2 protein-coding genes are annotated in these 15,550 nt (G+C 74.8%); both read left to right on the plus strand.

Going from position 1 to position 15,550, the window contains the following annotated elements; all coding sequences use genetic code 11:
• Nucleotides 1-8: 8 nt before the first annotated feature.
• Nucleotides 9-5,219: a type I polyketide synthase gene (locus QRY02_RS40795; protein WP_285994065.1), complete on the plus strand. Its 5,211-nt coding sequence runs from the start codon at nucleotides 9-11 to the stop codon at nucleotides 5,217-5,219.
• A 47-nt stretch (nucleotides 5,220-5,266) separates the two neighbouring features.
• Complete coding sequence (locus tag QRY02_RS40800) at nucleotides 5,267-15,550, plus strand: type I polyketide synthase (RefSeq protein ID WP_285988057.1); 10,284 nt, start codon at nucleotides 5,267-5,269, stop codon at nucleotides 15,548-15,550.

Consider the following 15,550-nt stretch of genomic DNA (forward strand, 5'->3'; position numbering starts at 1 on the left):
TGAGTTCAGTGGCTGACGAGGGACGACTCCGCGACTACCTCAAGCGGGCCATCGCCGACGCCCGCGACGCCCGCACGCGGTTGCGCGAGGTCGAGGACCAGGCGCGGGAGCCGATCGCCATCGTCGCCATGGCGTGCCGGTACCCGGGCGGGGTGTCCTCGCCCGAGGACCTGTGGCGGCTGGTGGCCGAGGGGACCGACGCCGTCTCCGCGTTCCCCGGTGACCGCGGCTGGGACGTCGACGGGCTCGTCGACCCGGACCCCGACCGCCCGGGCACGACGTACACGGACCAGGGTGGCTTCCTCCACGAGGCCGGCCTCTTCGACGCGGGGTTCTTCGGGATCTCGCCGCGCGAGGCCGTCGCGATGGACCCGCAGCAGCGGCTGCTGCTGGAGACGTCCTGGGAGGCCATCGAGCGCACCGGCACCGACCCGCTTTCCCTGAAGGGCAGCGACATCGGCGTCTTCACCGGCGTCGCGAGCATGGGCTACGGCGCCGGTGGCGGCGTGGTCGCGCCGGAACTGGAGGGCTTCGTCGGCACCGGTGCGGCGCCGTGCATCGCGTCCGGCCGGGTGTCGTACGTCCTCGGCTTCGAGGGGCCGGCGGTCACCGTCGACACCGGGTGTTCGTCGTCGCTGGTGGCGATGCACCTCGCCGCGCAGGCGCTGCGGCGCGGCGAGTGCTCGATGGCGCTGGCCGGCGGCGCGATGGTGATGGCGCAGCCCGGTTCCTTCGTTTCGTTTTCCCGGCAGCGCGGGCTGGCCATGGACGGGCGCTGCAAGGCGTTCGCCGACAGCGCCGACGGCATGGGGCTGGCCGAGGGCGTCGGCGTCGTCGCGTTGGAACGGCTTTCGGTCGCCCGTGAGCGCGGGCACCGGGTGCTGGCGGTGCTGCGGGGCATCGCGGTCAACCAGGACGGCGCTTCGAACGGCTTGACCGCACCCAACGGGCCGTCGCAGCAGCGGGTGATCCGCGCCGCGCTCGCCGAAGCCGGGCTGGCACCGTCCGATGTGGACGTCGTCGAGGGGCACGGCACGGGCACGACGCTGGGCGACCCGATCGAAGCGCAGGCGCTGCTGGCCACCTACGGGAAGGGCCGGGACCCGGAGAAGCCGCTGTGGCTCGGTTCGGTCAAGTCGAACCTCGGGCACACACAGGCGGCCGCGGGCGTGGCCAGCGTGATCAAGATGGTGCAGGCGCTGCGCCACGGCGTGCTGCCCCCGACGCTGCACGTCGACCAGCCGTCCACCGAGGTCGACTGGTCGGCCGGCGCGGTCTCGCTGCTGACCGAGGCGCGGGAGTGGCCGCGCGAAGGCCGGCCGCGCCGGGCCGGGGTGTCCTCGTTCGGGATCAGCGGGACCAACGCCCACCTCATCCTGGAGGAAGCGCCCGAGGAGGAGACGCCGGTCGCGGAAGCGCCCTCCGCCGGGGTGGTGCCGGTCGTGGTGTCCGCCCGCGGCGCCGGAGCCCTGGCCGGTCAGGCCGGGCGGCTGGCGGCGTTCCTCGAGACGTCCGGCGAGCCCCTCTCCGACATCGCGGGGGCGCTGGTGTCCGGCCGCTCCCTGTTCGCGGACCGGGCCGTCGTGGTGGCGGGCACGCGCGAGGAGGCGACGACCGGACTGGCGGCAGTGGCCCGCGGCGAAAGCACGCCCGGCGTGGTGACCGGCACGGTGGCCGCCTCGGGCGTGCCGGGCAAGGTCGTGTGGGTGTTCCCGGGCCAGGGTTCGCAGTGGGTGGGCATGGGCCGGGAGCTTCTCGACGCGTCGCCGGTGTTCGCCGAGCGGATCGGCGAGTGCGCGGCCGCCCTCGAACCGTGGATCGACTGGTCCCTGCTCGACGTCCTCCGCGGCGAGGGCGACCTGGACCGGGTCGACGTGCTGCAGCCCGCCTGTTTCGCCGTGATGGTCGGCCTGGCCGCGGTGTGGCAGTCCGTGGGCGTCCGGCCCGATGCCGTCGTGGGGCACTCCCAGGGTGAGATCGCGGCCGCGTGTGTGGCGGGGGCGTTGTCGCTGCAGGACGCGGCGAAGGTGGTTGCCCTGCGCAGCCAGGCCATCGCGGCGAAACTGGCCGGTCGCGGGGGGATGGCCTCGGTCGCGTTGAGCGAGGAAGACGCCGTCACACGCTTGGCGCCGTGGGCCGGCCGGGTCGAGGTGGCCGCGGTCAACAGCCCGTCGTCGGTGGTCGTCGCCGGCGATGCCGAGGCCCTCGACCAGGCCCTCGAAGCGTTGTCCGCGCACGAGATCCGGGTCCGGCGGGTGGCCGTCGACTACGCCTCGCACACCCGGCACGTCGAAGACATCCAGGAGCCCCTCGCCGAGGCACTCGCCGGGATCGAGGCGCAGGCGCCGACGCTGCCGTTCTTCTCCACCCTCACCGGCGACTGGATCCGCGACGCCGGAGTTTTCGACGGCGATTACTGGTACCGGAACCTGCGCAACCAGGTCGGCTTCGGCCCGGCGGTGGCCGAGCTGCTCGGCCTGGGCCACCGGGTGTTCGTCGAGGTCAGCGCGCACCCCGTGCTCGTCCAGGCGATCAGCGAGATAGCCGACGACTCGGTCGTCACCGGCTCGCTGCGGCGTGAGGAGGGCGGCCTGCACCGGTTGCTGACGTCGATGGCCGAGCTGTTCGTCCGCGGCGTCGACGTGGACTGGGCCACGATGGTGCCGCCCGCGCGCGTCGACTTGCCGACGTACGCCTTCGACCACCAGCACTACTGGCTGCGGTACGTCGAGACCGCGGCCGACGCGGCCGGTCCGGTGGTCCGGCTGCCGCAGACCGGCGGCCTGGTCTTCACCTCGGCGTGGTCGCTGAAGGCGCAGCCGTGGCTGGCCGAGCACACCCTGGACGACGTCGTTGTCGTGCCCGGCAGCGCGCTCGTCGAGCTGGCGGTCCGGGCCGGTGACGAGGCCGGCACCCCGGTGCTGGACGAACTCGTCATCGAGACGCCCCTGGTCGTGCCGGAACGCGGCGCGATCCGGGTGCAGGTCACGGTGAGCGGACCGGCCGAGAGCGGCGTCCGGACCCTGGAAGTGCACTCCCAGCCCGAAGACGCCACCGACGAGTGGACCCGGCACGCCACCGGAACCCTGTCGGCGACGCCGTCCGCCGGCAGCGGGTTCGACTTCACGGCTTGGCCGCCCCCGGGCGCCCGGCAGATCGGCGGCGTTCCGGCGACCTGGCAGGCCGGCGACGAGATCTTCGCCGAAGTCTCCTTGCCGGACGATGCGGACCCCGGCGCGTTCGGCATCCACCCCGCGCTCCTCGACGCGGCCCTGCACCCCGCCCTGCCCGGCGATGACGGTCTGACGCAGCCCATGGAATGGCGAGGCCTGACACTGCACGCCGCGGGGGCGTCGACGCTGCGGGTCCGGTTGGTGCCCGGCGGGTTCCTGGAAGCGGCCGATGGCGCCGGCAACCTGGTCGTCACGGCGAAGGAGGTCGCCCTGCGCCCGGTGTCGATCGGGCAGCCGCGCACCACCACCCAAGACTCGCTGTTCCAGGTGAACTGGATCGAGCTGCTCGAGAGTGGCGTGGTGGCCGCCGCAGACGACACCGAGGTGCTGGAGGTTCCCGCGGGCGATTCCGCGCTGGCGGCGACCTCCCGAGTCTTGGAGCGGCTCCAGGCCTGGCTGACCGAGCCCGAGGCGGAACGCATGGTCGTGGTGACGCGCGGCGCGGTGCCCGCCGGGGACACCCCGGTGACCGACCCGGCCGCGGCGGCGGTCTGGGGCCTGGTCCGGTCCGCGCAGGCGGAAAACCCGGATCGGATCGTCCTGCTGGACACCGACGGCGAAGTTCCGCTGGGTGCGGTGCTGGCCACCGGTGAGCCGCAGGTCGCGGTGCGCGGCACAGCGCTGTACGTCCCGCGCCTGGCCCGCGCCGAGGCGACCGAGGCCGCGGTGCCCAGTCCACAAGGGACGGTCCTCGTCTCCGGTGCGGGTGTGCTCGGCGAGATCGTGGCGCGGCACCTGGTCACCCACCACGGCGTGCGGAAGCTGGTGCTCGCCAGCCGCCGCGGCCTGGACGCCGACGGCGCGAAGGACCTCGTCACCGACCTCACCGGCGAGGGCGCGAACGTGTCCGTCGTCGCCTGCGACCTCGCCGACCGGGACCAGGTGGCCGCCCTCCTGGCCGCCCACCGCCCGGCGAGCGTCATCCACACGGCGGGGGTCCTGGACGACGGCGTCATCGGGACGCTGACCCCGGAGCGGCTGGCCAAGGTGTTCGCGCCCAAGGTCGACGCGGTCCGCCACCTCGACGAGCTGACCCGCGACCGGGAACTCGGCGCGTTCGTCGTCTTCTCCTCCGGCTCGGGCGTGTTCGGCTCGCCGGGGCAGGGCAACTACGCGGCGGCGAACGCGTTCCTGGACGCGGCGATGGCGAGCCGCCGGGCGGCCGGGCTGCCCGGCCTCTCGCTGGCCTGGGGCCTGTGGGAGCAGGCCACCGGCATGACCGCGCACCTCGGTGGCACCGACCAGGCGCGGATGAGCCGGGGCGGGGTGCGGCCGATCACGGCCGAGGAGGGCATGGCCCTGTTCGACACGGCACTTTCCAGTACGGCACCGGGCACACCGCCCGCGCTGCTCGTGCCGGTCAAGCTCGACCTGCGGGAGGTGCGGGCCGGCGGTGCCGTGCCGCACCTGCTGCGCGGCCTGGTCCGCACCGGACGGCGGCAGGCCCAGGCCGCGTCCACAGTGGACAACCAGCTGCTGGGCCGGCTGGCCGGGCTGGCCGCGCCCGACCAGGAGGCGCTGCTCGTCGACCTCGTGCGCGGTCAGGTCGCGGCGGTGCTCGGGCACAGCGGGGCGGACGCGGTCCGCGCCGACACCGCGTTCAAGGACGCCGGGTTCGACTCGCTCACCTCGGTCGACCTGCGCAACCGGCTGCGGGAGAGCACCGGGCTGAAGCTGCCCGCGACGCTCGCCTTCGACTACCCGACCCCGCTGGTCCTCGCCCGGCACCTGCGCGACGAACTCGGGGCCGGCGACGACGCGCTTTCGGTGGTGCACGCCCGGCTCGAAGACGTCGAGGCGCTGCTCGGCGGGCTGCGGCTCGACGAATCCACGAAGACCGGTCTCACCCTCCGGCTGCAGGGCCTGGTGGCCCGCTGCAACGGGGTGACCGACCAGACCGGCGGCGAAACGCTGGCGGACCGGCTCGAGTCCGCGTCCGCCGACGAAGTCCTCGACTTCATCGACGAGGAGCTGGGTCTCACCTGACCCCGGTTCGAGACCGACGCTCCAGCAACCTTTGTGAGGACACAGGAATGGCCACGGACGAGAAACTCCTCAAGTACCTCAAGCGCGTCACGGCGGAGCTGCACAGCCTGCGCAAGCAGGGGGCCCGGCACGCCGACGAGCCGCTCGCCGTCGTCGGGATGGCCTGCCGGTTCCCGGGTGGGGTGTCGTCGCCCGAAGACCTGTGGCAGCTCGTGGCCGGCGGCGTCGACGCCCTCTCGGACTTCCCCGACGACCGGGGGTGGGACACCGACGGCCTGTTCGACCCGGACCCCGACCACCCCGGGACGTCGTACACCAGCCAGGGCGGCTTCCTGCGCGGCGCCGGGCAGTTCGACGCGGGCCTGTTCGGCGTCTCGCCGCGCGAGGCCCTCGTCATGGACCCGCAGCAGCGGGTGCTGCTGGAGACGTCGTGGGAGGCCATCGAAGATGCCGCCATCGACCCGCTTTCGCTGAAGGGCAGTGACGTCGGCGTGTTCTCCGGGGTCTTCACCCAGGGCTACGGCGCCGGGGCGATCACGCCGGACCTGGAGGCGTTCGCGGGCATCGGGGCGGCGTCGAGCGTGGCCTCGGGCCGGGTGTCCTACGTCTTCGGGCTCGAAGGCCCGGCGGTCACCATCGACACGGCGTGCTCGTCGTCGCTGGTGGCCATCCACCTCGCCGCCCAGGCACTGCGCGCGGGCGAGTGCTCGATGGCGCTCGCCGGCGGGGCGACGGTGATGCCGACGCCCGGCACCTTCGTCGCGTTCTCCCGCCAGCGGGTGCTGGCCGCCGACGGCCGGTCCAAGGCCTTCTCCTCGACCGCGGACGGCACCGGCTGGGCCGAGGGCGCCGGGGTGCTCGTCCTCGAACGGCTTTCGGTGGCGCAGGAGCGCGGGCACCGGATCCTGGCGGTGATCCGCGGCAGCGCGGTGAACCAGGACGGCGCGTCGAACGGCCTGACCGCGCCGAACGGGCCGTCGCAGCAACGCGTGATCCGCAAGGCGCTGGCCGGGGCCGGACTGGTCGCGTCCGATGTGGACGTCGTCGAGGCGCACGGGACGGGCACCGCGCTGGGCGACCCCATCGAAGCGCAGGCGCTGCTGGCGACCTACGGCCAGGGCCGCGAGCGGCCCTTGTGGCTGGGCTCGATCAAGTCGAACTTCGGGCACACGCAGGCGGCCGCCGGGGTCGCGGGCGTGATCAAGATGGTGCAGGCGCTGCGGCACGGCGCCCTGCCGCCGACCCTGCACGTGGCCGAGCCGACACCCGAGGTCGACTGGTCGGCCGGTGCGGTGGAACTGCTGACCGAGCCGCGCGAGTGGCCCGGCGGCGACCGGCCGCGCCGGGCCGGGGTGTCCGCGTTCGGGATCAGCGGGACGAACGCGCACCTGATCCTCGAGGAGGCACCCCCGGCGGAAGCCGTCGCGGAAGAACCGGAGGCCGAGGGGCCGGTGCCGCTGGTCGTTTCGGCGGGCAGCCCCGCGTCCTTGGCGGCCCAGGCCGGCCGCCTCGCCGGCGTCCTGGAGTCGGGCGGCGTGTCACGGGCCCGGCTGGCGAGCGCGCTGCGGTCGGGCCGGGCACTGCTCGGGGACCGCGCGGTCGTGGTCGCGGGAACGGACGAGGAAGCGGTGGCGGGGCTGCGTGCGGTGGCCCGCGGGGAACGCGCGCCCGGCGTGGTGACCGGTTCGGCCAAGCCCGGCAAGGTCGTCTACGTCTTCCCCGGCCAGGGGTCGCAGCGGCTCGGGATGGGCCGCGAACTGCACGACCGGTACCCGGTGTTCGCGACGGCGTTCGACGAGGCCTGCGCGCAGCTGGACGCCTGCCTGGCCGGACGGGCCGGGCACAGCGTGCGGGACGTCGTGCTCGGCGAAGTGCCGGCCGAAACCGGGCTGCTGAACCAGACGGTCTTCACGCAGGCCGGGCTGTTCGCGGTGGAGAGCGCGCTGTTCCGGCTCGCCGAGTCCTGGGGGGTCCGGCCGGACGTGGTGCTCGGCCACTCGATCGGGGAGATCACCGCCGCGCATGCCGCGGGCGTCTTTTCGCTGCCGGACGCCGCGCGGATCGTCGCGGCGCGGGGCCGGCTGATGCAGGCGCTGGCGCCGGGCGGGGCGATGGTCGCCGTGGCCGCCTCCGAAGACGAGGTCGCCGGACTGCTCGGCGAGGGCGTGGAACTCGCGGCCGTCAACGGCCCTTCGGCGGTCGTCCTCTCCGGGGACGAAGACGCGGTCGTCGCGGCCGCCGCCCGCATGCGCGAGCGCGGGCACAAGACCAAGCAGCTCAAGGTCTCGCACGCCTTCCACTCCGCGCGGATGGAACCGATGCTGGCCGAGTTCGCCGCCGAGCTGGCCGGCGTGACGTGGCGCGAGCCGGAGATCCCGGTGGTCTCCAACGTGACCGGCCGGCTCGCCGGGCCCGGCGAACTGACCGGGCCGGGCTACTGGGCCGAGCACGTGCGGCGGCCGGTGCGGTTCGCCGAGGGCGTCGCGGCCGCGGCGGAGGACGGCGGCTCGCTGTTCGTGGAGCTCGGGCCGGGCGCGGCGCTGACCGCTCTTGTCGAGGAATCGGCCGACGTCACGTGCGTCGCGGCCCTGCGGGACGACCGGCCGGAGGACACCGCGCTGATCGCCGCGGTCGCCGAGCTGTTCGTCCGCGGGGTGGCGGTCGACTGGTCCGCGCTGCTGCCGCCGGTGACCGGGTTCGTCGACCTGCCGAAGTACGCCTTCGACCAGCAGCACTACTGGCTGCAGCCCGCCGCGGCGGCCACGGACGCGGCCTCGCTCGGGCAGGTCGCGGCCGACCACCCGCTGCTGGGCGCGGTGGTCCGGCTGCCGCAGTCGGACGGCCTGGTCTTCACCTCCCGGCTGTCGCTGAAGTCGCACCCCTGGCTGGCCGATCACGTCATCGGCGGGGTGGTGCTCGTCGCGGGCACCGGGCTCGTCGAGCTGGCGGTCCGGGCCGGGGACGAGGCCGGCTGCCCGGTCCTCGAGGAACTCGTCATCGAGGCCCCGCTGGTCGTCCCCGGCCACGGCGGGGTCCGGATCCAGGTCGTCGTGGGCGCGCCGGGGGAGACCGGTTCACGCGCGGTCGAGGTGTACTCCCTGCGCGAGGACGCCGGTGCGGAGGTCTGGACCCGGCACGCGACCGGATTCCTGGCCGCGACGCCGTCGCGGCCGGAGCCGTTCGACTTCACCGCTTGGCCGCCGCCCGGCGCCGAGCGCGTCGAGGTCGAGGACTTCTACGACGGCCTCGTCGAGCGCGGGTACGCCTACGGGCCGTCCTTCCGCGGCTTGCGGGCGGTGTGGCGGCGCGGCAGCGGGGAGAACAACGAGGTGTTCGCCGAGGTCGCCCTCCCCGAGGACGACCGCGCGGACGCCGCCCGGTTCGGCATCCACCCCGGCCTGCTGGACGCCGCCCTGCACGCGGGCATGCTCGGTGCCACCACGACGGAAGAGCCGGGCCGGCCGGTGCTGCCGTTCGCCTGGAACGGCTTGGTCCTGCACGCGGCCGGGGCGTCGGCGCTGCGGGTCCGGCTCGCCCCGAGCGGTCCGGACGCCCTGTCGGTCGCGGCCGCGGACGAGGCCGGCGGTCTCGTCGTTACGGCGGATTCGCTGGTCTCCCGGCCGGTGTCGACCGAACAGCTGGGCGCGGCGGCTCACCGTGACGCGTTGTTCCGCCTGGAATGGGCCGAGATTCCCGCGGCCGGAGACGCACCCACGGATCACGTCGAGGTGCTCGAAGCCTTCGGCGAAGAGCCCTTGGAACTGACCGGCCGGGTCCTGGAGGCCGTGCAGACCTGGCTCGCCGACGCGGCCGACGAAGCCCGGCTGGTCGTGGTGACCCGGGGTGCGGTGCCCGCCGGCGACGGTGTGGTGCGCGACCCCGCGGGTGCCGCGGTGTGGGGGCTGGTCCGGGCCGCGCAGGCGGAGAACCCCGGCCGGATCGTCCTGCTGGACACCGACGGCGCCGTCCCGCTGGGTCCGGTGCTGGCCTCGGGGGAGCCCCAGGTCGCCGTCCGGGGCACCACGCTGACGGCCCCGCGGCTGGCGCGTGCCGAAGCCGTCGCGGAACCGGTCGTGTCCGGCCCCGACGGGACGGTCCTGATCTCGGGGGCCGGCTCGCTGGGCGTGCTCACCGCCCGGCACCTGGTGGCCCGGCACGGGGTCCGGCGGCTGGTGCTCGCCAGCCGGCGAGGCCCGGACGCCGCTGGCATGGCCGAGCTGACCGCCGAGCTCACCGCCCAGGGCGCCGAGGTCTCCGTGGTCGCGTGCGACCTGGCCGACCGGGACCAGGTGGCCGCGTTGCTGGCCGAACACCGCCCGGCCGCCGTCGTGCACACGGCGGGCGTGCTGGACGACGGCGTCTTCGAGTCGTTGACGCGGGAGCGGCTGGCCGGCGTGTTCGCGCCGAAGGTCACCGCGGTCCGCCACCTCGACGAGCTCACCCGCGAGCTGGACCTCGGCGCCTTCGTCGTGTTCTCGTCCGCCTCGGGGGTCTTCGGCTCCGCCGGGCAGGGCAACTACGCCGCCGCCAACGCCTACCTCGACGCCGTGGTGGCGAACCGCCGGGCCGCGGGCCTGCCGGGCACTTCGCTGGCCTGGGGCCTGTGGGAGCAGACCGACGGCATGACCGCCCACCTCGGCGGTGCCGACCAGGCACGCGCCAGCCGCGGCGGCGTCCTGGCCATCTCGCCCGCCGAGGGCATGGAGCTGTTCGACGCCGCGGTCGGCGCGCCGGACGCGCTCGTCGTCCCGGTCAAGCTCGACCTGCGCAAGACCCGCGCCGGCGGGACGGTGCCGCACCTGCTGCGCGGCCTGGTCCGCTCCGGCAGGCAGCAGGCGCGTCCGGCGTCCACTGTGGACCGTGGACTGACCGGGCGGCTCGCCGGGCTCGCCCCGGCGGAGCAGGAGGCGCTGCTGCTCGACGTCGTCCGCACGCAGGTCGCGCTGGTCCTCGGGCACGCCGGCCCGGAAGCCGTCCGCGCGGACACGGCGTTCAAGGACACCGGCTTCGACTCGCTGACGTCGGTGGAACTGCGGAACCGCCTGCGCGAGGCGAGCGGGCTGAAGCTGCCCGCGACGCTCGTCTTCGACTACCCGACGCCGATCGCGCTGGCCCGCTACCTGCGTGCCGAACTCGGCGACCCGGCGGCGAGCGCTCCGGTGGCCGCCGCGGCCGCCGCGGATCCCGGCGAGCCGATCGCGATCGTCGGCATGGCGTGCCGGCTGCCGGGCGGGGTCACCGATCCCGAAGGCCTGTGGCGCCTGGTGCGCGAAGGCCTCGAAGGGCTGTCCCCCTTCCCCGAGGACCGGGGCTGGGACCTGGAGAACCTGTTCGACGACGACCCCGACAGCTCCGGCACGACGTACACCAGCCAGGGTGGTTTCCTCGACGGCGCCGGCCTCTTCGACGCGGGGTTCTTCGGGATTTCGCCGCGTGAGGCCCTGGCCATGGACCCGCAGCAGCGGCTGCTGCTGGAGACGTCCTGGGAAGCCCTCGAAGGCGTCGGTGTCGACCCGGGTTCGTTGAAGGGCGCCGACGTCGGGGTGTTCGCCGGGGTGTCCAACCAGGGCTACGGGATGGGCGCGGATCCGGCCGAACTGGAGGGGTACGCGAGCACGGCGGGCGCTTCGAGCGTCGTGTCGGGCCGGGTCTCCTACGTCTTCGGGTTCGAGGGGCCGGCCGTCACGATCGACACGGCGTGCTCGTCGTCGCTGGTCGCGATGCACCTGGCCGGACAGGCACTGCGGCAGGGCGAGTGCTCGATGGCCCTGGCCGGCGGCGTCACGGTGATGGGGACGCCGGGCACCTTCGTGGAGTTCGCGAAGCAGCGTGGCCTGGCCGGCGACGGCCGGTGCAAGGCCTACGCGGACGGCGCGGACGGCACCGGCTGGGCCGAGGGTGCCGGGATCGTCGTGCTGGAGCGGCTTTCGGTGGCGCGCGAGCGCGGCCACCGGGTGCTGGCCGTGCTGCGCGGCAGCGCGGTGAACTCCGACGGCGCCTCCAACGGCCTGACCGCCCCCAACGGGCCGTCGCAGCAGCGGGTGATCCGCCGCGCCCTCGCCGGCGCCGGCCTCCAGCCGTCCGATGTGGACATGGTGGAGGGGCACGGCACCGGGACGGCGCTGGGCGACCCGATCGAGGCGCAGGCCCTGCTGGCCACCTACGGCAAGGACCGGGACCCGGAGACGCCGCTGTGGCTGGGGTCGGTGAAGTCGAACTTCGGGCACACGCAGTCGGCCGCCGGGGTCGCCGGGGTGATCAAGATGGTGCAGGCGCTGCGGCACGGCGTCATGCCGCCCACCCTGCACGTGGACCGGCCCACCAGCCAGGTCGACTGGTCCACCGGGGCGGTCGAAGTGCTGACCGAGGCGCGGGAGTGGCCGCGCACCGGCCGTCCGCGCCGGGCCGGGGTGTCCTCGTTCGGGATCAGCGGCACCAACGCCCACCTGATCATCGAAGAAGCGCCGGCCGAGGCGGAGCCGGTCGCCGGACCGCACGACGGCGGCGTGGTGCCGCTGGTCGTTTCGGCCCGCACCGCCGGATCCCTGGCCGGCCAGGCCCGCCGCCTGGCCTCGCTCCTCGAGGACGAGCCTCTTCCCGGCGTCGCCGGTGCGCTGCCCGGCCGCGCGCTGTTCGGCGAGCGCGCGGTCGTCGTGGCGGATTCCGCCGAGGAAGCCCGCAGTGGTCTCTCTGCGCTGGCCCGCGGCGAGGACGAACCGGGCCTGGTCACCGGCCGGGTGCCCGCGTCCGGCCTGCCGGGCAAGCTCGTCTGGGTGTTCCCGGGCCAGGGAACGCAGTGGGCGGGCATGGGCCGGGAACTCCTGGAGACGTCCCCCGTGTTCGCGGAGCGGATCGCCGAGTGCGCGGCCGCGCTGGCGCCGTGGATCGACTGGTCGCTGCTCGACGTGCTGCGCGGCGATGACGCCGGCCTGTCGGACCGGGTGGATGTCCTGCAGCCCGCGAGCTTCGCGATGATGGTCGGCCTGGCCGCGGTGTGGTCCTCGGCCGGGGTGGTGCCCGACGCGGTGCTCGGCCACTCCCAGGGCGAGATCGCCGCGGCATGTGTGTCGGGGGCGTTGTCGCTGGAAGACGCGGCGAAGGTGGTCGCGCTGCGCAGCCAGGCCATCGCCGCGAAGCTCTCCGGCCGCGGCGGCATGGCCTCGGTCGCCCTGAGCGAGGAAGACGCCGTCACGCGCTTGGCGCCGTGGGCCGGCCGGGTCGAGGTGGCCGCGGTCAACAGCCCGTCGTCGGTGGTGGTCGCCGGGGACGCCGAGGCCCTCGCCGAAGCCCTCGAAGCGCTGTCCGGCCAGGGCGTCCGCGTCCGGCGGGTGGCCGTGGACTACGCCTCGCACACCCGGCACGTCGAAGACATCGAGGAGACCCTGGCCGAAGCGCTGGCCGGGATCGGCGCCCGGGCACCGCTGGTGCCGTTCCTCTCCACCCTGACCGGTGGGTGGATCCGGGACGCGGGAGTCGTGGACGGCGGGTACTGGTACCGGAACCTGCGCGGCCAGGTGCGGTTCGGGCCGGCCGTGACGGCGCTGCTCGAGCAGCGCCACGGCGTGTTCGTCGAGATCAGCGCCCACCCGGTGCTGGTCCAGCCGATCACCGAGCTCACCGACGAAACCGACGCCGTCGTCACCGGTTCGCTGCGCCGGGACGACGGCGGTCTGCGGCGCCTGCTGACGTCGATGGCCGAGCTCTTCGTCCGCGGGGTCGAAGTGGACTGGACGTCGCTGGTGCCGCCCGCCCGGGCCGACCTCCCGACGTACGCCTTCGACCACGAGCACTACTGGCTCCGCGCTGCGGACACCGCGTCCGACGCCGTCTCGCTGGGGCTGGCCGGGGCGGACCACCCGCTGCTCGGCGCGGTCGTCGAGCTGCCGCAGTCCGACGGCCTGGTCTTCACTTCCCGGCTGTCGCTGCGGTCGCACCCCTGGCTGGCCGACCACGCGGTCCGGGACGTCGTGATCGTCCCCGGCACCGGGCTGGTCGAGCTGGCCGTGCGGGCCGGTGACGAAGCCGGCTGCCCGGTGCTCGACGAGCTGGTGATCGAGGCGCCGCTCGTGGTGCCCCGCCGCGGCGGGGTCCGCGTGCAGGTCGCCCTCGGCGGCCCCGGCGACGACGGCTCGCGCACCGTGGACGTCCACTCCCTGCGCGAGGACGCGGACGGCTGGATCCGGCACGCCACGGGCGTGCTGGTCCCGGAGAACCGGCCGCGGGGAACCGCCGCGTTCGACTTCGCCGCCTGGCCGCCACCGGAGGCGGAACCCGTGGACGTCACCGGTGCCTACGACGTGCTCGCGGACGTCGGTTACGGCTACGGGCCCACATTCCGGGCCGTGCGGGCGGTGTGGCGGCGCGGCAGTGGGGACAACACCGAAACCTTCGCCGAAATAGCGCTGCCCGAAGACGCTCGCGCGGAAGCCGGCCGGTTCGGCATCCACCCCGCGCTGCTGGACGCGGCCCTGCATTCGACGATGGTCAGCGCCGCGGCGGACACCGAGTCCTACGGCGACGAGGTGCGGCTGCCGTTCGCCTGGAACGGGCTGCGGCTGCACGCGGCCGGCGCCTCGGTGCTGCGAGTCCGCGTCGCCAAGCCCGAGCGGGACAGCCTGTCGCTGGAGGCCGTGGACGAGACCGGCGGCCTGGTCGTGACGCTCGATTCCCTGGTCGGTCGCCCGGTGTCGAACGAGCAGCTGACGACGGCGGCGGGTTCGGCGGGCGCCGGCTCGCTGTACCGCGTGGACTGGACGCCACTGTCCTCTGTGGATACTTCGGGGCCGGTGCCGTCGTGGGTTCCGGTCACCTCCGCGGAAGAGGTGGCGACGCTCGCCGACGACGTGCTCACCGGCGCGGCGGAGGCGCCGGCGGTCGCCCTCATGGAAGCCGTCGCCGGCCAGGACCCGGTGCTGGCGCTCACCGTCCGGGTGCTGGACGTGGTCCAGTGCTGGCTGGCCGGCGGCGGGCTGGAGGGGACGAAGCTGGCGATCGTGACCCGCGGCGCGGTGCCCGCCGGCGACGGTGTGGTGCACGACCCGGCCGCGGCCGCGGTGTGGGGGCTGGTCCGGGCCGCGCAGGCGGAGAACCCGGACCGGATCGTCCTGCTCGACGTCGAGCCCGAAGCCGACGTGCCGCCGCTGCTGGCGTCGGTGCTCGCCGACGGCGAGCCGCAGGTCGCGGTGCGCGGCACCACCCTGTCCATCCCCCGCCTCGCCCGCGCCGCCCGGCCGGACCCGGCCGCCGGCTTCAAGACCCGGGGACCGGTGCTGGTCACCGGCGGGACCGGCTCGCTCGGCGGCCTGGTCGCCCGGCACCTCGTCGAGCGGCACGGCGTCCGGCAGCTGGTGCTGGCCAGTCGCCGGGGCCTCGACGCCGAGAGCGCGAAGGACCTGGTCACCGACCTCACCGGCCTGGGCGCCGACGTATCGGTCGCGGCCTGCGACGTCGCCGACCGGGACCAGGTGGCGGCCCTGCTCGAGGAGCACCGGCCGACCGCCGTGGTGCACACGGCGGGCGTTTCGGACGCCGGGGTGATCGGGACGGTGACGCCGGACCGGCTGGCCGAGGTGTTCGCGCCCAAGGTCGACGCGGTCCGCCACCTCGACGAGCTGACCCGCGACCTGGACCTCGACGCCTTCGTCGTCTACTCCTCGGTTTCCGCGGTGTTCATGGGCGCGGGCAGCGGCAGCTACGCCGCGGCGAACGCGTACCTGGACGGGCTGATGGCCCACCGGCGCGCGGCCGGCCTGCCGGGCCAGTCGCTGGCGTGGGGGCTGTGGGACCAGACCACCGGCGGCATGGCGGCCGGGACCGACGAGGCCGGCCGGGCCCGGATGACCCGGCGCGGCGGGCTGGTCGCCATGAAACCCGCGGAGGGCCTGGACCTCTTCGACGCCGCCATCGGGTCGGGGGAGGCACTGCTGGTGCCCGCCCAGCTCGACCTGCGGGGCCTGCGCGCCGAGGCGGCGGGCGGCACCGAAGTACCGCACCTGCTGCGCGGCCTGGTCCGCGCCGGGCGCCGGCAGGCCCGTGTGACGTCCACTGTGGACGAAGACTGGGCCGGCCGGCTGGCCGGGCTCGAGCCGGACGAGCGGGCGGAGGTCCTCCTGGACCTGGTGCGCGCCCAGGTGGCCGGGGTACTGGGCTACCGCGCCGCCCACCAGGTCGATCCGGACCAGGGGCTGTTCGAGATCGGGTTCGACTCGCTCACCGCGATCGAACTCCGCAACCGGCTGCGCGCCCGCACCGAACGGAAGATCGCGCCCAGTGTCGTCTTCGACCATCCGACGCCGGCCCTGCTCGCCGCGCACCTGAACGAGCTGCTCTGA

Origin of the sequence: Amycolatopsis sp. DG1A-15b, assembly GCF_030285645.1 — a bacterium.
Classification (GTDB): Bacteria; Actinomycetota; Actinomycetes; order Mycobacteriales; family Pseudonocardiaceae; genus Amycolatopsis.